Source organism: Vescimonas fastidiosa, assembly GCF_018326305.1.
In the GTDB taxonomy this organism is placed as follows: Bacteria; Bacillota; Clostridia; order Oscillospirales; family Oscillospiraceae; genus Vescimonas; species Vescimonas fastidiosa.
The window spans coordinates 647,030-665,102 of the sequence record NZ_AP023416.1 but is presented as its reverse complement, the minus strand read 5'-3'; the positions used below and the strand labels follow the sequence as shown (position 1 = coordinate 665,102).

General features: G+C 51.1%; 23 protein-coding genes. 12 read left to right on the top strand and 11 right to left on the bottom strand.

The genetic code is table 11. The features are described from left to right. The first annotated feature begins 2 nt into the window (after window positions 1-2). The 3 genes from thyA to KI236_RS10505 all read left to right on the top strand — a co-directional run bounded on the left by thyA (window position 3) and on the right by KI236_RS10505 (window position 1,899). Window positions 3-833: a thymidylate synthase gene (gene thyA, locus KI236_RS10515; RefSeq protein WP_212821676.1), complete on the top strand. Its 831-nt coding sequence runs from the start codon at window positions 3-5 to the stop codon at window positions 831-833. A gap of 12 nt (window positions 834-845) precedes the next feature. Next, entirely contained in the window at window positions 846-1,322 is a 477-nt protein-coding gene (locus tag KI236_RS10510; RefSeq protein ID WP_212821674.1) for a dihydrofolate reductase, read from the top strand. Between the two features lie 328 nt (window positions 1,323-1,650). Continuing rightward, window positions 1,651-1,899: a sporulation transcriptional regulator SpoIIID gene (locus tag KI236_RS10505; RefSeq protein WP_212821672.1), complete on the top strand. Its 249-nt coding sequence runs from the start codon at window positions 1,651-1,653 to the stop codon at window positions 1,897-1,899. 83 nt (window positions 1,900-1,982) lie between these two features. On the opposite strand, the gene KI236_RS10500 is transcribed toward KI236_RS10505, so the two are convergent. The 11 genes from KI236_RS10500 to KI236_RS10450 form a co-directional block, all read right to left on the bottom strand. Then, window positions 1,983-2,291: a barstar family protein gene (locus KI236_RS10500; protein ID WP_212821670.1), complete on the bottom strand. Its 309-nt coding sequence runs from the start codon at window positions 2,289-2,291 to the stop codon at window positions 1,983-1,985. A 244-nt stretch (window positions 2,292-2,535) separates the two neighbouring features. After that, a complete protein-coding gene (locus tag KI236_RS10495; protein WP_212821667.1) occupies window positions 2,536-3,933 on the bottom strand; it encodes a recombinase family protein in 1,398 nt (465 codons plus the stop codon). Window positions 3,934-4,025: 92 nt separating this feature from the next. Further along, window positions 4,026-4,421, bottom strand: coding sequence for a recombinase family protein (locus KI236_RS10490; protein ID WP_005934733.1), 396 nt, complete (start codon window positions 4,419-4,421; stop codon window positions 4,026-4,028). Then, window positions 4,418-6,025: a recombinase family protein gene (locus tag KI236_RS10485; protein WP_212821665.1), complete on the bottom strand. Its 1,608-nt coding sequence runs from the start codon at window positions 6,023-6,025 to the stop codon at window positions 4,418-4,420. The genes KI236_RS10490 and KI236_RS10485 overlap by 4 nt, the downstream gene beginning before the upstream one ends. After that, on the bottom strand, window positions 6,026-7,732 hold the full coding sequence (locus KI236_RS10480) for a recombinase family protein (RefSeq protein ID WP_212821663.1): 1,707 nt from the start codon (window positions 7,730-7,732) through the stop codon (window positions 6,026-6,028). Window positions 7,733-7,747: 15 nt separating this feature from the next. Continuing rightward, on the bottom strand, window positions 7,748-9,382 hold the full coding sequence (locus KI236_RS10475; RefSeq protein WP_212821661.1) for a recombinase family protein: 1,635 nt from the start codon (window positions 9,380-9,382) through the stop codon (window positions 7,748-7,750). Between the two features lie 214 nt (window positions 9,383-9,596). Then, window positions 9,597-9,839, bottom strand: a complete 243-nt coding sequence (locus KI236_RS10470; protein WP_212821659.1) for a DUF6870 family protein — start codon at window positions 9,837-9,839, stop codon at window positions 9,597-9,599. 511 nt (window positions 9,840-10,350) lie between these two features. Beyond that, on the bottom strand, window positions 10,351-10,833 hold the full coding sequence (locus KI236_RS10465; protein WP_212821658.1) for a hypothetical protein: 483 nt from the start codon (window positions 10,831-10,833) through the stop codon (window positions 10,351-10,353). Window positions 10,834-11,041: 208 nt separating this feature from the next. Further along, entirely contained in the window at window positions 11,042-11,284 is a 243-nt protein-coding gene (locus tag KI236_RS10460; RefSeq protein ID WP_212821656.1) for a hypothetical protein, read from the bottom strand. Further along, a complete protein-coding gene (locus tag KI236_RS10455; protein ID WP_212821654.1) occupies window positions 11,284-12,012 on the bottom strand; it encodes an ImmA/IrrE family metallo-endopeptidase in 729 nt (242 codons plus the stop codon). The genes KI236_RS10460 and KI236_RS10455 overlap by 1 nt, the downstream gene beginning before the upstream one ends. Further along, on the bottom strand, window positions 12,009-12,335 hold the full coding sequence (locus KI236_RS10450; protein WP_212821652.1) for a hypothetical protein: 327 nt from the start codon (window positions 12,333-12,335) through the stop codon (window positions 12,009-12,011). Before KI236_RS10450 ends, KI236_RS10455 begins: the two co-directional genes overlap by 4 nt. 203 nt (window positions 12,336-12,538) lie before the next feature. On the opposite strand from KI236_RS10450, the gene KI236_RS10445 reads away from it, so the two are divergent. The 9 genes from KI236_RS10445 (at window position 12,539) to KI236_RS10405 (ending at window position 18,065) form a co-directional block, all read left to right on the top strand. Continuing rightward, window positions 12,539-12,967, top strand: a complete 429-nt coding sequence (locus KI236_RS10445; protein ID WP_212821650.1) for a helix-turn-helix domain-containing protein — start codon at window positions 12,539-12,541, stop codon at window positions 12,965-12,967. 140 nt (window positions 12,968-13,107) lie between these two features. After that, entirely contained in the window at window positions 13,108-13,572 is a 465-nt protein-coding gene (locus KI236_RS10440; protein WP_228738147.1) for an ImmA/IrrE family metallo-endopeptidase, read from the top strand. Window positions 13,573-13,596: 24 nt separating this feature from the next. Next, window positions 13,597-14,421 (top strand): hypothetical protein, encoded by an 825-nt coding sequence (locus tag KI236_RS10435; RefSeq protein WP_212821648.1) that lies wholly within the window; start codon window positions 13,597-13,599, stop codon window positions 14,419-14,421. 33 nt (window positions 14,422-14,454) lie between these two features. After that, window positions 14,455-14,763, top strand: a complete 309-nt coding sequence (locus KI236_RS10430) for a carboxylate--amine ligase (RefSeq protein WP_118730100.1) — start codon at window positions 14,455-14,457, stop codon at window positions 14,761-14,763. Then, window positions 14,760-15,749 (top strand): YecA family protein, encoded by a 990-nt coding sequence (locus KI236_RS12330; protein ID WP_329958978.1) that lies wholly within the window; start codon window positions 14,760-14,762, stop codon window positions 15,747-15,749. Before KI236_RS10430 ends, KI236_RS12330 begins: the two co-directional genes overlap by 4 nt. Next, window positions 15,746-16,171: a UPF0158 family protein gene (locus tag KI236_RS10420; protein ID WP_118730101.1), complete on the top strand. Its 426-nt coding sequence runs from the start codon at window positions 15,746-15,748 to the stop codon at window positions 16,169-16,171. Before KI236_RS12330 ends, KI236_RS10420 begins: the two co-directional genes overlap by 4 nt. Next, complete coding sequence (locus KI236_RS10415) at window positions 16,168-16,857, top strand: AlkZ-related protein (RefSeq protein WP_118730102.1); 690 nt, start codon at window positions 16,168-16,170, stop codon at window positions 16,855-16,857. The genes KI236_RS10420 and KI236_RS10415 overlap by 4 nt, the downstream gene beginning before the upstream one ends. 4 nt (window positions 16,858-16,861) lie before the next feature. Further along, window positions 16,862-17,596, top strand: coding sequence for a hypothetical protein (locus tag KI236_RS10410; RefSeq protein ID WP_008982905.1), 735 nt, complete (start codon window positions 16,862-16,864; stop codon window positions 17,594-17,596). Continuing rightward, entirely contained in the window at window positions 17,586-18,065 is a 480-nt protein-coding gene (locus KI236_RS10405) for a flavodoxin (RefSeq protein ID WP_008982904.1), read from the top strand. The genes KI236_RS10410 and KI236_RS10405 overlap by 11 nt, the downstream gene beginning before the upstream one ends. Window positions 18,066-18,073 lie beyond the last annotated feature (8 nt).

Below are 18,073 nucleotides of genomic sequence, written 5' to 3'. Positions count from 1 at the left end.
CTGTGAGCCGTGCCGACGAGATTTTTAAGGCCAACTGCCGCGACATTCTGGAAAACGGCGTTTGGGATACCGACCTGGCCGTGCGCCCTCACTGGGAGGACGGCACCCCCGCCCACACGGTGAAAAAGTTCGGCCTTGTAAACCGCTATAATTTGCAGGAGGAGTTCCCCATTCTGACCCTCCGCCGCACCTATTTCAAAACCTGTATCGACGAGCTTCTGTGGATCTGGCAGCAGAAGTCCAATAATATTCACGACCTCCGTGGCCACATTTGGGACAGCTGGGCCGACGAAAACGGCTCCATCGGCAAGGCCTACGGCTACCAGCTCTCCGTAAAGCACCACTACCCCGAGGGGGACATGGATCAGGTGGATCGGGTGCTCTACGACCTGAAGCACAACCCTGCCAGCCGCCGCATCCTCACGAATATTTACAATTTTCAGGACCTGCACGAGATGGCCCTCTACCCCTGCGCCTACTCCATGACCTTCAATGTCTCCGGCCGCACCCTCAATGCCATTTTGAACCAGCGCAGCCAGGATATGCTGGCCGCCAACAACTGGAATGTGGTGCAGTATGCGGTGCTGGTCCATATGCTGGCCCAGGTGTCGGGTCTGAAGGCCGGGGAGCTGGTCCATGTCATTGCCGATGCCCATATCTATGACCGCCATGTGCCCATCATCCAAAAAATGCTGGAAAAGGAGCCCCGTCCGGCGCCTAAATTCGTCATAGACCCCACCGTCACCGACTTTTACCGGTTCACCCGGGACAGCTTCTCCCTGGAGGGGTACGACCCTCAGCCCTTTGAGGACAAGATCCCTGTGGCCATCTAAGGAGGTACGCCTATGCAAGCCATTGTGGCCGTAAGTCAGAGCTGGGGCATCGGTCGGGACGGGCAGCTGCTCTTTCGCATCCGGGCCGACCTGCAGCGCTTCAAGGCCCTCACCACCGGTCACACGGTGGTCATGGGCCGCAAGACCCTGGAGACGCTCCCCGGCGGCCGGGGTCTGCCGGATCGGCGCAACCTGGTGCTGACCCGGCAGGAAAGTCTCACCCCGGACCGGGCGGAAACCGTCCACTCCCCGGAGGAGCTGCTGGCCCTGGCTGACAGTGACGCCTTTGTCATCGGCGGCCAGGAGGTGTATACCCGGCTCCTGCCCTACTGCACCCGGGTCTATGTCACCAAGGTTTTTGCCGATGTTCCGGCGGATGCCTTTTTCCCGAATCTGGACAAGGACCCCCATTGGCAGATCGTCTCCGTGGGAAAGCCTCAGGAGGAAGCGGGCCTGCGCTTTCAATATGTAGAGTACCGGCGCGTATAAAGGCCGAAGGTTTTTCACCGCAGCGTGTCAAAAAAGCCTCGCAGAGTTTGCCGCCCGCAGGCGGCAAAGAAATAAAATCATTTTCTCTCGCGACATGTGCGTGAGAGAAAATACAACTCGGGCTGCCAGTGTGGAATTTTGAGCCAAGGGCTCAAAATTATGCGCGCAGCAGACTGCAAGCCTTTTGTCGGAAAAACCCGGAGGGTTTTTCGACAGTCTCAGGCGAAGCAAACGCTTCGTCCCTTTCTGTTTCTGCTGCATATCTCTCATATTATCGGGCGGAAACACATAGGATGGACTGTATCATTCAGTCTTGGGAGTGTTGCCGATGAAGGGAAATATGGAGCAGCGTGCCTGCGAGGAGGCCGTTTACATCATAGAGAGCCGGGGGACCGTGCGGGATGCCGCCCGGAAATTCGGCATCAGCAAGTCTACGGTGCATAAGGACATTTCCCAGCGTCTGCCCCTGTTCAACCGCAGTCTCTACCTGCAGGTAAAGGCCATTTTAGAGGAAAACAAGGCCCAGCGCCACATACGCGGCGGCCTGGCCACCCGGCGCAAGTACAAGGGCGGCTGAGCCCGCCCCAAAAGGAAAAGGACTTCAAGATTTTTCTTGAGGTCCTTTTTTGCGGCTGTCCGCAGGTATTGTTGTGCATGCAGTCAACGGTATGTTACTGAGACCCACGGATATTTTTCCTGAAGGTCACCGAAGATTTCCCGCATCGGAGCGGCATACTCCCGCAGCTCCCGGGGCATGGAGTCAAATCCTTCCACCACAATGTGCCTTTGTACCGGCTGCAAGAATACATCCGTCAGGCAATCCCACATGGCATCCCAGTTTTCCCCGTAATAGTCCGGAAACCCAAATGTCTTGCGGATGCGCCGGTGCAATGCGCCCCAGTCTTTACAGCCATCCAGGTGCAGGACAACGGGGTCAGTTGTAATGGGTATATAACCATAGTAATTCATAACGAAATCCCTTTCTGTCAAACGATCTCGACAAATGTGGCGTAATGGTCGTAAGTTGCAAAGATCAATCCGTCACTGGAAATGTATGCAAGGGGAACCTTAGTCGGGTTTCCCTTGCGTGTTAAATCACCCGCCCGCAGGCGACCACTTTTGCGGAGCAAAAGTGCTGCTCCAAAAAGAAAGACACCCGTACGGGGCGGTGACTTAAGAAAACATTGAAGCAAAAGACGGTTTAGCTTGACGGCTATGCCGTCTTTTGCTGTTTTTCAGTTGTATTGCGGGCTTCTTCGATAGCCCGTGTAAAGTCAAATGCACCGATGAAGTTATAGACAATGGTGATCTCCCTTGTCTTGGATTTCTTGTCTGCGTGGGACACTTCGATGCGGTCAATAAATTCACGGAGAACTGCCGCGTCAAGCTCCTGCATATCCGTGTACTTTTTCACCGCTGCGACAAATGCCTTGGCATTGGTTTTCTGCTGCTCCTGCTGTTTCAGCTCCTTGCGCAAAACTTCTGCCATAGATTTTAAGTTGCTCTGTTCCAGCTCGTAGTCGTGGGACAGTTTGATAAATCTGTCATCGGACAGTTTACCCATTACATTGTCCTCATACAGTTTGGAAATGATATGGTCAAGCTCTGCAATGCGTTTATCAGCTTTCGCAAGCGTATCACGTTTCCGCGCAAATTCCGCGTCACGATCTCGCATACTGATGTCTGCCGCTTCCTGCATAAACTCGGCTTCGTGCTGGCTCACATACTGTATGGCTTCGCGCAGATTTCTCAACACGATTTCATGCAGCACCACATTCTTGATGGAATGTGTTGTGCAAAGATCTTTTCCCTTGCGGTAGGTAGAACAGATAAAGTATTTCTGTTCCTCCGTAAAATTGGTGGCGCGGCATTGATACATCTTGCCGCCGCACTCTGCACAATAGAGCAGCCCGGAGAAGATACCCATATCACCCATCTTGGTAGGACGGCGGCGGGATTTACGGATATTCTGGACAATGATAAATACGCTTTCCTCAATGATCGCGGGCTGGGTGTTCTCAAAGATTACCCAATCCGCAGGATCGTTCCAGAGCTTCTTTTTGCTCTTGTAGGATTGCTTCGTTGTCTTGAAGTTTACTGTGTGTCCCAGATAGTCCACGCGCTCCAAAATGCGGGAAACGGTTTCATTTGTCCATTTGTACGGATCAGCCGTAGGTTTGTTGCTGGCTGGTAGCCCTTTGGAATAAGCATAAGCAGTAGGATTCAAAATCTGATGCTGTTTCAGCCACTTGGCAATTTGAGTAGGTCCCAAACCGTCAACACAGAGGGAGAAAATCTTTTGCACAACGGCTGCGGCTTCTTCATCGACAATCCATTTCTTTTTGTCCTCCGGGTCTTTGATATACCCGTATGGGGGAATGGTAGTCAGATGTTCGCCGGATTTTCCTTTGCTCTGCCATGTGGCGCGGATCTTCTTGGAAGTATCGCGGGCGTACATTTCGTTAAATACATTGCGGATAGCGGTAAACTCGTTTTCTCCGCGTGTACTGTCAACACCGTCATTGACGGCGATAAAGTGTACGCCAAACTCCGGGAAAAGAACATCCGTATACATACCCACTTGCAGATAGTCGCGCCCGAATCGGCTCATATCTTCTTGTGTCAAGTAGGGACTAAAAAAATTTTGAGAATTTACAAGCCGTTCATAGGTGGACAACCACCCGTGAACGGCTTGAGTTTTCTCTATGCTCTTTTGCCGTTCTTTGTGCGACGTTTCTTATACGCCGCTTCAAACGCCTCCATCATCGGAGTGACCGGAAGCTCGTTGTCAGGCTTGGACAGATACTCGAACCGGATGCCGTTCTCCCGGAACTTTCGCTCAAACCTCATGAAAGAGGAAGTGTCCCGGCTGATTCGCGAGGTGTCGCGGGTGAGGATCGTACCGATGTCCTGACGCTTTGCTTCGTTCAGCAGGAAGTTCATGATACCTTCCGTATGGACGCCGGAGATGCCGTCTGCCGCCACAGCAGCAGCCACCTCATAGCCTTTGTCCTTCGCATAGCGTTCCAGCTCTTCCCGCTGGTCTGCTGCCGCAAGCTGATCCGCACAGGCAACGCGGATATAAAGAAATACTTTCATTTGGCTTCTCCTTCTGATGTAGTGAGGAAGTCCTTGAACTTCCAGACGATTTCTATGTTGTCAAGATCGTAAATGTAGACCGCAGAAATGAATGCGTGGGTCAGCTCATAGGTCAGAGCTTTGCAGTCGGCGTACTGTTCGCAGACCGCATCCAGCTTTTCATCTGAACAGGCGGTCTCGGAGTCAAGCTCCTTCATCCGCTCGTAACTGCGCTGGATTACTCCATCGTTTTCAGCAATCTTCACATCCGCTGCCGCCTTCTGCTGAATGTACGCCTCCTTCGTGATGCTTCCGGCTGCATACTTCTCGTAGAGCCTCAGCTTGGACGCCTTGTGCTGCTCGTTCTGCTTTTGCAGAGTGCGGATTTTATCAGCACATTCCTTGATGGCAGATTTCCGCAGATCACCGACTTCGCGGTTCTGTATTGCTTCCTTCTGTGCCAAAGCAAGAAACTGAGTAAGGGCATGGAAGACAACCTTCTCAATATCCATTTCCGGAAAGCTCCTGCCAACCGGGCAGTCTGTGTTTCCGTTGTTGACCGAGTGAATGCACTGGAAGTATCGAATGCCAGCCTTGTTCTTTCGGCGTGTCATAGCACGTTTACAGTTACCGCAGCGGACGAGTCCCTTGAGCGGATAGTCATGCTGCTTGCGCGTGGGATTCCGACCTCCGCCTCGAATGACCTTCTGAGCAAGCTCAAAGTCTTCCTTGCTGATAATAGCTTCATGCGTACCTTCTACGATAATCGGCTCATTGACAACACGCTTTTTTGAGCCGACACCGCAGGACTTCATTTTGCGGCTGACCAGTGTTCCGGTGTAAACAAGGTTTTTGAGGATGTTGTAGACCATCACGGTTTCCCAACTGATTTTCTCGCTCATGTTACTGAACTTCTTCTTGTCGGGATGCTTGCTCTTGAAGTATTGCCCCGGCGTCGGAATGCCGTCATCATTCAGGCTGCGGGCGATCTGAGAGGTGTTGCTGCCTTCCAGCGCCTCGCGGAAAATACGACGGATCACATCAGCCGCCTCCGGGTCTACGGCAAGTTTGTTCCGAATGGTGGGATGCAGGACGTAGCCGTATGGGGCGTAGCCACCGACATACTTGCCCTGCTTCATCATCTGGATTTTTGCCGATGTGGTCTTTACGGAAAGGTCTTTGCTGTATGCGGCGTAGATGATGCTGCGCATAACCACTTCCAGACCGCCCGTTGTGCCTTTGTAATCGTCACTGTCATAGCCGTCGTTGATGGAAATAAAGCGGACGCCCATGAATGGAAAAGTGCATTCCAGATAGTTTCCCGTTTCAATGTAGTCACGAGAAAAGCGGGAAAAGTCTTTGACGCAGATCAGGTTAATCTCGCCGCGCTTGACCTTCTCCATCATCTGCGTGAACTGAGGACGGTGAAAATTCGTGCCGGTATAACCGTCATCCGCAAACTCAGACCGCTGACAGTGAGACAGATCCGGATGATTGTCAAGAAAGCGGTTGATGAGCATACGCTGGTTGCCGATGCTGTCACTTTCCGCCTTGCTGCCATAGCCGGTATCCTCATCAGCCATTGAGAGGCGGATGTAGATGCCGATGTTGTATTCCTTGCTCATTTACATCGCCTCCTGTACTTCCTTGATACTCTGAACGGTCAGAGCATAAATATCGCCGTATTTCATGACCAGCTCGATTGATCCGTCCTCATGGACTTTCACAAGCTCTACGGACTCGTCAACCAACTCCTGAGAGAGCATCGTTGTACCGCTGACGGATTTCATCAGCGTGAGCCACTTGTTGTCCTCGGACATTGCCTCGGCAAATCTTACTTTCCGCTGAACCGCTTCATCCAACCGCCGGGAAAGGTCGGCATACTGCTCATCGTAGGCTTTCTTGGCAAAGGTGTATTCCTCTTCATCGAGAATGCCTTCCGTGAAGTCCTCATAGAGCCGGGTGCGTTTCTTGGAGATGCCGCTGAGTTTCAGATTCAGGCTTGTAATGAGCGCATTCTGTTGATCGCGGATGCTGCGTTCACCTTCGCTGTTTCTCAGCTTGGCAAGCAGCTTGTCGTAATTGAGAGCCGCCTTGACTTGAAGCTGGATCGCCGCAAGCACATCGGCTTCGAGTTTATCCTGCCGCGTATAGTGCGGCGTACAGAGATTGCCGCGCTTGACGGATGAACTGCACTCATAGAAGGCGTACCATGCTCCGTCCTTGCGCTTGTCAACGCGCTTGCGATGGAAATAGAGCTTCCTGCCGCAGTCTGCGCAGACGATTCTGTCTTCAAAAAGATTGACGAGTGTAGCGCGAATTTCCTCCGTGCGCTCCATCTTCTCAACCCTTGTCCTTGCAGCAGCGTTCCGCATTTCTCGTACCTTCTGGAAGTCCTCACGGGAGATAATCGCCTCGTGAGTATTGGGAAAAACAATCCATTCCTCGCGGTCGATATGCTGATTCTTGACGCCCTTATAGATGGCGTTCAGCGTCCGTCCGAGAACGGTATCTCCGACGTAATGGGGATTATCCAGAATGGTAGTGAGTGAAGATTTGTTCCAAATCTTCTTTGCCGTAGCATTGCCTGTGCGGACGCCGACCTGATACTTCTGAAACTCCGGATTGGGCGCGTTCATTGCATCAAGCCGGTCTGCAATCGCAGGAAGGGACAATCCTTCAATTTTCCATTGGAAAATCTTCCGGACAATCGGTGCGGTTTCTTCATCGAAAACCATATTGCTGTGTTCTTCATCCCAGCGATAACCATACGGGAGATTGCGCTTCTTGAACTCTCCACTTTCCATCTGTGCTTTGAGCGCAGTAGAAACCTTGCGGGAGATGTCCTTCGAGTAAAGGGTGTTGATCATGTTTTGCAGAGGGATGATGAGGCTTTCGCCGGAGCCGTCCGTATCAAAGTTGTCGTAGTTCTCTTTGATGGCGATAAACCGAAGCCCGATCTGCGGAAAGACCCGTTCCAGATAGGTTCCAGCCTCGATGTAGTCACGCCCGAACCGGCTGAGATCACGAACTACAAGGCACTTGATCCTGCCGGTGCGGATGTCGTTCATCAGACGGTTGAACTCCGGTCTATCAAAAACCGTACCCGTTCGTCCGTTGTCCACATAGGTATCTATCAGATTCAGATAGGGACGCTCTGCAATGTAGGACTTGCAAATCTCAATCTGATTTGCGATGACATCCACCTTTTCGGACTTGCCGCTGTTTTCAACGGAAAGACGGGCATAGATGGCTGTTGAGAAGACCTCGGAAGAAACAGATTCGATAACCGGCTCTTCGACCGCAATTTGCTTTCTGCTTTTTCTTGCCATTTGCTCATCCCTCCTTTATACGGCAATATCCAGTTCGTCGGCATAACCAAGAACGTATTCAAGTGTCTGCTGGTATTCGTCCTTGTATTTGAAGACGATTTCGATTGCATGGTTTTCGTGAATCAGAATGCGGTCAACCAGCGACATTAGCACCCGGCGGTTCAGCTCTTCGACGTTTTCATACTGCTTGAAAAGCGTTACCCAGTTCCGTTCAGTCGTGCCGGTTGTCACCGTCTGCTTCATTTCTTTTTTGACACGCAGAAGCGCGTCCTGCTTGTCTTCAATGATTTTGGTGTAGCTGTTGCGGAACTCGAAGTATTCCGACTTATCAATGACGCCGCCGATGAAGTTCTCGTAAAGCCCCAGCTTGAGCTTTTGATACCGCTCAATCTCTTCCTCGATTTTGGCAATCTGGGCTTCGTAATTGAAAGCCTTGCGACTTTGAGACGGAAGCCGCTCTATCATCGCAAGCGCGTGTTCCAAATTGATGACAAGCTCGATCTGGTCATGAATGGCACGGAAGACCTTTTCCTCAACCTCTTTTGCGGCGATGCTGTGCGGGCTGCACGTCCGGCTGTGCTTATTAGTGGAGCAGACATAGTAGATATACTTTTTCGTCTTCGACGGGACGGTCTTGCGGATCATTGGCTGCTGACAGTCTCCGCAGAACAGGAAGCCGGAAAACAGATGCGCCTCGTTCTGATCGGGTGAACAGCGCATATCCCTTTGCATCATGACCTTGACTGCCATGAAGTCCTCGTAGGACACAAGAGCTTCATGCGCATTTTCAACCTTGACCCACTCAGATTCATCCTTGCTTTTCACGACGCGGACTTTGTAGTTGGGAGTGCCGCGCTTGCCCTGAGCCAGAACGCCGATATAAACCTCGTTGGTGAGAATACGCTGGACGGCTTTGTATGTCCATTTTGCGGTATCGCCGGTCTTGAAGACGGTGTCGAACTTCACACCGGCGGAATGCTTGTATTCCATTGGAGACAGGACGCCCATCTGGTTCAGACGCTTTGCAATACGTCCGATGGAGAAGCCGTCCTTGTACATGGAAAAGATCATCTGCACATATTCGCTGACCGCTTCATCCACGATGAGCTGATTCTTGTTCTCCGGCGATTTCATGTAGCCGTAAGGCGCGAATGAGCCGACGAACTCACCGCTCTTCTGCTTGACTTCCAGACTGCTTCGGATTTTCATAGAGATGTCCTTGCAGTAAGAATCGTTAATCAGGTTTTTGAACGGGATGACAAAGGAGTCGGACTGCGGATCACCGGTCAGACTGTCATACGCATCATTGATTGCGATGAAGCGAATGCCGAGCTGCGGGAAAATCTTTTCAATGTAGCGTCCGCCGTCGATGTAGTTTCTTGAGAAGCGGCTGAGATCCTTGACCACGATGCAGTCAAGCGCACCCTTGCGGATTGCCTCTTCCAGCTTTTTGAACTGAGGACGATTGAAGGAAACGCCGCTGTAACCGTCATCCACAAACGGCTCACAGACAAGCTCTAAATCATCGTGCCTTGCAATGTAGTCCTCGCAGATGGCTCTCTGGCTGGCGATGGAGTTGCTTTCTACTTTGTCTCCATCCTCACGGGACAGACGGCAGTAGATCGCCGTGCGGTAAACCTTATCTGGCATAAAAATAACCTCCGTTTTTCTGTTTGGTGTGGTACATCAAATCAGAAAGACGAAGGCTTGCTTCAACTCTTATGAAGAGAAACACGAAAACGCCACATGACCATCCGGGCAAGCGGCTTAATCCGTATTCATCTTTTTTTGACCGATTTCATTATACCACAGGCTCAATCGCTTGTCCATAGAACCGGGTGAAAAGATTCAGACTGTTCATAAATCAAAGACCTCTCAGATAGTGTTCCAGACAATCTTCCATTGTCGTGTCCGTCGCGGCGAAGCTGATCTTCACCACTGTCTTCCCGTCCAGATAACAATAAGGATTTCTGATCTGCTTGATGAACTCCCTCAGTCTGTCCTCTCGCGGTGCCGCAGGATCAAGCCGGACGCTGCTTCTCTGAACGAGTGTGCTTCGGTCAACCGTTTTCGGGCTGACGTTTTTCATTGTTTCAATGCCCATCATATTCTAAGCACCTCCTGTTTCGTGGAAATATTCAGGACAAAAGGATATGGCAGAGCATCTTGTGAAGACACTCTGCCACATAGTTTTCATCCTGAAACTATATAGTAAGTTTCTTTTGGGTTTGTTTCGTTGTCCGGCATATTTGCAGCTCGCGCCCCTGCCAGAAGAACTTTGCAGTTCCGGGAATGCTGCGGACTACCAACGGTTAATCGGTATCATGGGACTCTCACCCCTCCGAGGATCGCTCCGAGCCGCCCCTTCAAAGAAAAGACGGAAGTATCATTATACCCGGCATCTGCATCGTCGCAAGCAGCCGCACCACACGGCTGTTATAGCTCTCCGGAGGTCGCTCACTCCCTTTTGGGAGGTCTTGGCGTCGGAAGCTGTGTTGCTTCGCAGAAGCGGAAAGATCCGCAGCACTGAACTATTCAGTTTTCAAGGAACAGCGAAGTGGTCTGATTGACCCTTTCACTTTACAACGGACATCTTTTTGCCGTTTGTTGAGTACCGCTCAAAAAATTTTTTGAAATTTTTTCTGCACCGCTGCTTTGAGGTCAAATGCAGCTCTGATGCCGATGCCTTTCTTCCGGGCAAACTCTCGAAGAGTCAGCCCTTCACGGGTCATCGCAAGATACAATTCGCGCTGCTTCTCTGTCAGAATGGAAAGAAGCTCCTTCTCTTTGAGGGCGGTGATCAGTTCCTCCATGCAGTCGCGGGAGTCTGCCAGCCATGCAGCGGACTTCACATCGTCCTCCGGTATAGCGTCAAGGGACAGCACGGTATCAGAAATTTTCTCTGCGCCGTCCTCATCCTCGGAGGTGCTGTCAGAGCCATACGAGCGTCTGATCCGCTTTTCCTCTGCGCGAAGGATTCTCATAACCTTGCGGTCAACCTCGGAAACTTCGCCGGTTCGTTTCACGCGCACCATGCACTTGCCGTCCTCCGTAGTCCAGAGGTCGTAATCGAACGCGATAGGGGTTTTAGGGATTTTCATTGTTCATCCTTTCCGCTGCGCGGGAGCAGCGGGAAGGGTGAAGACAGAAAAAGAGCCGCATGACGGTGAGGTTTGAATCCCATGCCGATAAAACAGAGCAATTAAACTCTGTCTCATGCGGCATTAGGATGACTTCACCTATCAGGCGGCTCCACAGCTCAGCTATGACATATATTTTATTTTAGAACAGAGGCTTGTCCTCTGATTCTTACTTGTTACGCGGGCGCAGTCTTCTCATGTTCAGCACATCAAAGACTGTGATCCGTCCGCATTTCTTGCACTTGGATTCTACATGACCTCTCGTGTCCTCGTAGACAGCAATGGCATTATGCTGACAATACGGACATTTCAGGTATCTGGGCTTCTGCTGGGAAATGGCAACTCTTGCCCTGCGGATTTTTTCGGTCAGCTCCGGCGTCGGTTCCTGAACCCGAATGGATGCTCTCTTCATTACCATACCTCCAATGGGTCAACATACTCACAGAGTGGACGATCTACCATGTAGCCGAGCTGACGAAGGCGGATAGACGCCGTTGTCTTGGAGACACCGAACAACCGGCAGAAAAGACGCAGCGTTAAGTGATCACCATACGAATACCTCCCCTCGTAATTGATCAGCGGCGTTTCTTCAAACCGACGCATTGCCAGGTCAACCTCTTTCTGAGGAAGCAGGATCGCCGCGCCCAAGACATTTGCTTGCCACTCGTTCCAGTCCTCGCGGGTTTTCAGCTCTCGCGGCGTATAGGCTGTCCGTGCGGAATATCTCATTTCGCAGGATGCCTTTACATCTTCCGATTCCAGTTGGAAGAGAATCTGATGGGCGCACTCGTGGGCAAGGGTAAATCTGCGCTTGGCGCAGAGCCGCTGCACGTTGCCGGATCGAATGAAGCTCTCGTCCAAGATGACCTGATTACGCTTCAAAGCCAGTGTGCGCGTAATGCCAAGCTCCGTGATCTTGTACTCAGTGTCGGCATAGGCAGTGACACCGCAGATGCTTCCATCCGGCGAGAGACGGGCGAATGATACGCGAAGACCGAGATAATTCTTTGCAAACTGATCAATGGGTGTTGGCAAAGCTGATCGGTCGGGCTTGTCCGCCTCATCCCCGAAAAAGAACCGATTGAAGTCCTTTGTTGTTGAGGCTGCAATTTCTTCAAGTTGGCGCTGGGATAAAATCATGAGCAGTTGTCCTCCTTTGCTTCGACGAACCACTTGTCTCCTTCGTGAAAAAGAAATGACTCCTTTCCGCGAATCTGAACTGTGTAACGGATGCCTCCGCCCCCAACCTTCTTGGATGTGGCGCGGCATTTGTAAAGAATCTGGTCGATTTGAAAGATCACACCGTTGTCCCACCAGATAAGGCGAGGGAGGATTGCCCCCTCCTTGTCCACATCCAGCGTAACCGGGACGTATGCTTTTCTGTACTGTGTAGCCATTTGCGTTTTTCTCACTCCTGTTCCCTTATACCGGTGTATGTCAGTACGGATGATCTTCGGCAGCATAAATGCCTGTCCATTTGAACTGCTCAAAAGATGTAACTTTTTCGTGTACAACTACTCATGCCCCTTGACAGGATGAGCAATTCAGGATATACTATGAGTAGTTGGATTACTCAGTCATTATTATACGCACTTCAAGTGCCTTTGTCAATAGACTTGCGCAATTTGATGTCGCAAACTTTTTGTGAACAGGAGTGATTACCAAAATGACGTTTGGAGAGAAATTCAAGGCTGAACGGGAGAAGCGGAAGCTGACCCAGCAGGAAGTAGCCGATGCACTGGGAATCAACAGACGTATGATTACCCGGTACGAGAACGGCATTTCCTTTCCCCGTACCAAGGACGCTTACAGAAAAATCGCGGAATACTTCAAGGTGGATGTGAACTATCTGCTGACCGAGGACGAAGAGTTTGTGGTTCAGGCATCCGAGCAGTACGGCTCCCGTGGCATGAAACAGGCAAAGGACCTGATTGAAGGGATGTCCGGCTTGTTTGCGGGCGGTACGCTGTCTGAGCAGGACAAGGATGCGGTGATGAAGGCGTTGCAGGATATATATTGGGAATCCAAAGCCCGGAATGTTGAGAAATACACGCCGAAGAAATACAAGAAGACCAGTACGGACGCAGAGGAATAACTGTCTACGTCTCGGTTTCTTGACGGATTTACTTTGACTGTTTTCAACATGAAAGGGGTGAAGGTCCCGTGATAATTCGCTCCGAGGAAATATACAAAAAGGCGAACAGCATTGTCAAAAGCTGTGGAACAAGAGATACCTTGAAGATTGCCCGTGAGCTGGGCATTCATCTCCATTTTCTTGACAATCTGAACGATCTGCTCGGAATGTACACCTACCGCCATAAAGAGCGGCATATTCTTCTGAACTCCAGCATGGAGTATCTGATCATGCAAATGGTTTGCGGTCACGAGATCGGGCATGATACCTTTCACCGTGATCTTGCCAAAGGAAACGAACCGCTCCCGGAGTTCGTGCTGTTCGATATGCGCACAAAACACGAATATGAGGCGAATGCGTTTGCCTCCCACCTGATCATTGACGATGATGAGCTGATTGACCTGATGAAGCAGGACTACGATGTGGTGCAGCTTTCTGCTGCAATGGGAACAAACATCAACCTGATGCTGATCAAGCTCAACGAGCTGAACCGCATGGGCTGGCAGCTCAACTTGCCGTATGTACCGCACTCTGACTTCCTGAAAAATGTCAGACCGGAGGGCTGAATGAGGATGAAGGATAGTAATTAGATGAACAACAACGACTATAAAGAAGCCCTTTTCTATGCTGCTTCCATCTTTAACGAACGCTTGAGAACGGAGTTCAGCGAGGACAACCTTGTGCTGTGCTGCTTTCAGACGGAAAACCAGCAGGAAGTCTTTGAGCAGTTCTGCAAGCAGTATTTCCCTGACCGGCTGGAAGACCGATATACAGAGGACGGCTATTTTGACTTTCACGCCTCTGCATTCGTCGGCACAGGAGACGGCGCGGACGGAATCCTTCTGCGCACAGACATAGCGCGTCATCCGGCAGAGTTGAAACACATTCTTCTGCATGAGCTGGCGCATATCTTCTGCACCCGCAACGAGATTGACGGAGATAATTTCTTTGAGCGATACTGCATGGACGATACCATCAGCCGCGAAGAGGACGGAACCATAAACGCCGGTTATGCAGTCTGGCGGGAACTGATTGCGGAGCTGATTGCATTTGAGCTGGATGACAACTGCGATATGATTCCGCTTCGGCGCAAGAAAGACCTACTCAGCTATTACGAAGGAGAACTCCTGACCGGTAACGGGAAAATGGGCATCAGCATGATTCTCTGTGAGGCAATGACCAGTGCTGAGGGCGAAGCGTCTATGACATGGGACGCTGCCAAAAGCAAGTTTACGCGGTTCAAGCCCTTTGATGATCCACTGTACAGGGACTTGATGGAACTGGTTTTTACACACGTTAGAGAATACTTTATCGTAATCGACCGCGACTTTATCTATGAAATTGGAGTTTTGTATCTGAGCATTGCCGCGCAAGCGATGATTGCGTCCCTAAAGAACAGATTTCAGGAAGAATAGACAGACCGATAGAGAGAAAGGACGGGCAATGATATGAAATACAAGCTGTTTCGCTCCCCCGGTGATCTGGATAAGGCAGTCCGGAAGCATGAACTGGTTGCCGTGGAAACCGGCAAGAGCATTGATGATGTGGCGGACGCGCTTATCCGTGCCGTTCGGGATGATCTTGCGGAAATGCCGGAGTATGCGCACTGCGAGACTGCCGCCTATGCACCGGAGGCGGTTAAGTCGTTTCGCCGGGTGAGGCGTTATCGGTATGAGATGATGGGTATTGTCTGCCCGAAGTACGCCGAAGAGAACGTCCTGATTGACTACGGAATTATCGAGGAAGAAGAGGCATGAGCAAGGAACAGTACATCGAGTTTCCGGAGGAATACACACGCCGGGAGCTGAACGCCCGGTATCGGGAAATCCCGCTGAAGGACACGACCTCGCGCCTCCTGCGCAAATATTTCAATGCGATGGCAAACCTCTACGGTATCATTCCGCTGCACAAGGCAAAGGAGATTGTTTTCTCCCTCAGCCCGAAGCTGGTAACGGAAGATGAATTTCTTGCCTTTGCAGAGATCGCCCGTCATGAGTGCGAGGACTACTACATTCTGGGCGGAGATGAGCTTTACACAGATGTCAGGCACACAAAGCCGCTTGACCGCGAGATCATTGATGTCACACTGATTGGGGAGTCCATTGACCTTTTCATAGAGACGAAGCGCAGCCAGCGGGAAAAGCCTTACTATGTGCCTGACAAGAAGCATCTGCTGGAATACGACGATCCCTTCTACTGCGAGGACACTCCGGAAAAGACTGCGCTCCGCCGTTTTATGGAAGAGCGGCTTGGTCTGAGCGGCGACAAACTGGAAGATGCCTTTGACGATCTTCTCTACGGCGTCCGGTCTGTTTCGGGCAGTGTGGAGGGCGTTCTAAGTCACTTCGATAAAAGGAACATCCGCTTCCGGTCTGATCGGGACATGAATCGGTTTGTTGAACTTTACAGCAAATTCAGCAATACGACGCGGATGCCCTGCAACCGTGGCTACACACCGGATGAGATGATGCAGATGACGCCTCCGGAGGAACGCTTCAAGTCGCTCTCTCTTGGTCCGAACATCCGAAAATCCCTCCAAACCGGCGAAATGGACATTGAAAACTTCCGCAAGCAGATCCTCACAATGGAGCTGCCCAGCGAGGCATTGCGCTTTGACCTTCTGAAACAGCTTGCAGACATCAAGCCCTCCGCTCCCCAGCCGGAGAAACAGAAGAAGGTCGGACGCAATGATCCCTGTCCGTGCGGCAGTGGCAAGAAATACAAGAGGTGCTGCGGAAAATGACGATCCCATTAAAACAGGTCATTCAGGCAATCGAAGAAGCAAATGAAGTCTTCACGAGCTTCTGGGACACAAAGACCGGCAAGACCGTTTATCTTGCCGATCCATTGATGACTGATATGACGGAGGAAGACAAAGCTCTTGCTGCTGAAATGGAAAATACGCCGGAGCGGTTTCTTCGCTTTCCGACCAAGTGTGAGATTCATCAATACCGCATCATGGAGGATTTCATTGACCGGCTCCCTCCCGGAAAGGCACAGGAGGAACTTGCCTATGCCATCCGGGGAAAAGGCGCATTCCGCCGCTTCAAACAGTCTGTGCGCTATCACGGGCTGGAACAGCGTTGGTATGATTATCTGGCGGAGGCGTATCGAGAGCTTGCGATCCGCTGGTGCGCAGAGGAAGGCTTGGAGTACACAGAATGAAAGAGAATGAACAAAAGGCATTGCTGCGGAGCAGTGATGATCTGATTGCCGCCGTCGAACAATACGGCTTTCTGCCCTTCTTTCGGAACGAGATTCACGGCTTCTCCATCGAGGAACTTTGCCCACCTGAGTTATGGTTTGCGGATGATGTAGATGGTCCGTGGGAATGGAAAGGACCGGCTGCGCGGAGCGGCAAATGTCTTTACGGCAAACTTTTCAACAAGAAGGCTGGATTTGTGAGTCGGGAGTGGATTCCGGACTTTGCGAACTTCCGGCGTGACGGCTATGACTTTGACGCCCGTTGGGATGACGGCTTGGCGTCCTACAAGGACAAGGAGCTTTATGAAGCCATAGCCGGTGAAGGCAGGATGCTTTCCAAACGGCTGAAAGAGGCTCTGAACTACCGCAAGGGCGGCAACACCGGTTTTGAGACGTGCATCACGCGGCTGCAAATGCAGAGCTATGTCTGCATCGCGGATTTCGTCTATATGCAGGACAGATACGGAAGACCTTATGGCTGGGGTGTCGCAGAGTATGCGACGCCGGAAGAACTTTTCGGGTACGACCTTATCACATCTGCCTATCAGCGAGACCCGCAGGAATCTAAAGAACGTATCCTAAAACATCTGCATTCACGTCTGCCTAACGCGACCGAAATGCAGCTTGAGAAAATCATAAAGGGGTAACGCAATGGACGATATTATCTTTGAGAAGGATTACCGGGAAACCGAGTCTGCCGAATACGATAAATGGTGCGATGAGGTGTTTGACCGCGCAGTTAATTGTGGTATGCTGAAAGCGTACTCCGAAGCAATGGACAAGATACCAAAGATCATTGTACCGGAGGACAAGAAGAACTACGAGTATCTTCTGGAACGCTGTGATGCGTTTGTCAAGCAACACCGCGGGTATATCAAGGGAATCGTGGACTATCATCGTTGGCACGCGGAAATCAATATGTTTCTTCCGTTTGCGGAGTTCGATGACTCAGAAGACCTTGCATTTTTGAAAGAAATTGCAGAAAAATCGCAAACCGTCTGCTTCTCCCCGGAGGAAGAAGGTGGCATCCGCGTTCATATTTTTATCAACTACTTTGAAGAATTGATGTCAGCCGAGCACAAGTCATACATCGAATACGATGCTATTATGCAGGACAAGAAACTATCTGAGCTACTTGGCATACCGGAGCTTTCTGACGAGGAAAAAGAACTCGCTCTGAAAATGAAGGGCATACTTGACCGCATTGATGAGGAAACAAGGATTGACCGTGCCACGGCTTTTCGAGCCGTACTTGATAAGATGGCAAAAGAGCCGGAAGAAAACTGGTCGCTTCACTATATGGCAACATTGCTGGAAGCGCTGCTATACTTCATGCTGAATGAAGGAAATGAAAAGATTGATGAGGAAGAACACAATGAGCAATAAACTTGTAGCATATTTTTCTGCGTCCGGCGTGACCGCGAAGGTAGCTGAGACGCTGGCAGAGGCAATCGGCGCGGACATCTTTGAGATTGAGCCGAAGGTGCCTTACACGGAAGCTGATCTGAACTGGATGGACAAGAAAGCCCGCAGCACGATTGAGATGAACGATCCTGCCTCCCGTCCTGAGATTGCCGTGAAGCGGGACAACATGAAGGACTACGACACAATCTTTGTGGGTTTTCCGATCTGGTGGTACGTTGCGCCGACGATTATCAATACGTTCCTTGAGAGCTATGACCTGACCGGCAAGACGATCATCCCGTTTGCAACCTCTGGCGGAAGCGGCATTGGCAAGACGAACGAGCGCCTTGCGCCGAGCTGCAAAGGCGCAAAGCTGATGGACGGCAAGGTCTTCAAGAGCAGCGTCGGGCATCAGGAGCTTGCGGCGTGGGTTGAAGGACTTGGACTTTAAGGGGCAGA

Excerpts from the sequence above, each read along its gene's own strand:
- KI236_RS10510 (WP_212821674.1), top strand. The coding sequence starts at position 846 with ATGCAAGCCATTGTGGCCGTAAGTCAGAGCTGGGGCATCGGTCGGGAC.
- KI236_RS10505 (WP_212821672.1), top strand. The coding sequence starts at position 1,651 with ATGAAGGGAAATATGGAGCAGCGTGCCTGCGAGGAGGCCGTTTACATC.
- KI236_RS10500 (WP_212821670.1), bottom strand. The coding sequence starts at position 2,291 with ATGAATTACTATGGTTATATACCCATTACAACTGACCCCGTTGTCCTG.
- KI236_RS10495 (WP_212821667.1), bottom strand. The coding sequence starts at position 3,933 with ATGAGCCGATTCGGGCGCGACTATCTGCAAGTGGGTATGTATACGGAT.
- KI236_RS10490 (WP_005934733.1), bottom strand. The coding sequence starts at position 4,421 with ATGAAAGTATTTCTTTATATCCGCGTTGCCTGTGCGGATCAGCTTGCG.
- KI236_RS10485 (WP_212821665.1), bottom strand. The coding sequence starts at position 6,025 with ATGAGCAAGGAATACAACATCGGCATCTACATCCGCCTCTCAATGGCT.
- KI236_RS10480 (WP_212821663.1), bottom strand. The coding sequence starts at position 7,732 with ATGGCAAGAAAAAGCAGAAAGCAAATTGCGGTCGAAGAGCCGGTTATC.
- KI236_RS10475 (WP_212821661.1), bottom strand. The coding sequence starts at position 9,382 with ATGCCAGATAAGGTTTACCGCACGGCGATCTACTGCCGTCTGTCCCGT.
- KI236_RS10470 (WP_212821659.1), bottom strand. The coding sequence starts at position 9,839 with ATGATGGGCATTGAAACAATGAAAAACGTCAGCCCGAAAACGGTTGAC.
- KI236_RS10465 (WP_212821658.1), bottom strand. The coding sequence starts at position 10,833 with ATGAAAATCCCTAAAACCCCTATCGCGTTCGATTACGACCTCTGGACT.
- KI236_RS10460 (WP_212821656.1), bottom strand. The coding sequence starts at position 11,284 with ATGAAGAGAGCATCCATTCGGGTTCAGGAACCGACGCCGGAGCTGACC.
- KI236_RS10455 (WP_212821654.1), bottom strand. The coding sequence starts at position 12,012 with ATGATTTTATCCCAGCGCCAACTTGAAGAAATTGCAGCCTCAACAACA.
- KI236_RS10450 (WP_212821652.1), bottom strand. The coding sequence starts at position 12,335 with ATGCTGCCGAAGATCATCCGTACTGACATACACCGGTATAAGGGAACA.
- KI236_RS10445 (WP_212821650.1), top strand. The coding sequence starts at position 12,539 with ATGACGTTTGGAGAGAAATTCAAGGCTGAACGGGAGAAGCGGAAGCTG.
- KI236_RS10435 (WP_212821648.1), top strand. The coding sequence starts at position 13,597 with ATGAACAACAACGACTATAAAGAAGCCCTTTTCTATGCTGCTTCCATC.
- KI236_RS10430 (WP_118730100.1), top strand. The coding sequence starts at position 14,455 with ATGAAATACAAGCTGTTTCGCTCCCCCGGTGATCTGGATAAGGCAGTC.
- KI236_RS12330 (WP_329958978.1), top strand. The coding sequence starts at position 14,760 with ATGAGCAAGGAACAGTACATCGAGTTTCCGGAGGAATACACACGCCGG.
- KI236_RS10420 (WP_118730101.1), top strand. The coding sequence starts at position 15,746 with ATGACGATCCCATTAAAACAGGTCATTCAGGCAATCGAAGAAGCAAAT.
- KI236_RS10415 (WP_118730102.1), top strand. The coding sequence starts at position 16,168 with ATGAAAGAGAATGAACAAAAGGCATTGCTGCGGAGCAGTGATGATCTG.
- KI236_RS10410 (WP_008982905.1), top strand. The coding sequence starts at position 16,862 with ATGGACGATATTATCTTTGAGAAGGATTACCGGGAAACCGAGTCTGCC.
- KI236_RS10405 (WP_008982904.1), top strand. The coding sequence starts at position 17,586 with ATGAGCAATAAACTTGTAGCATATTTTTCTGCGTCCGGCGTGACCGCG.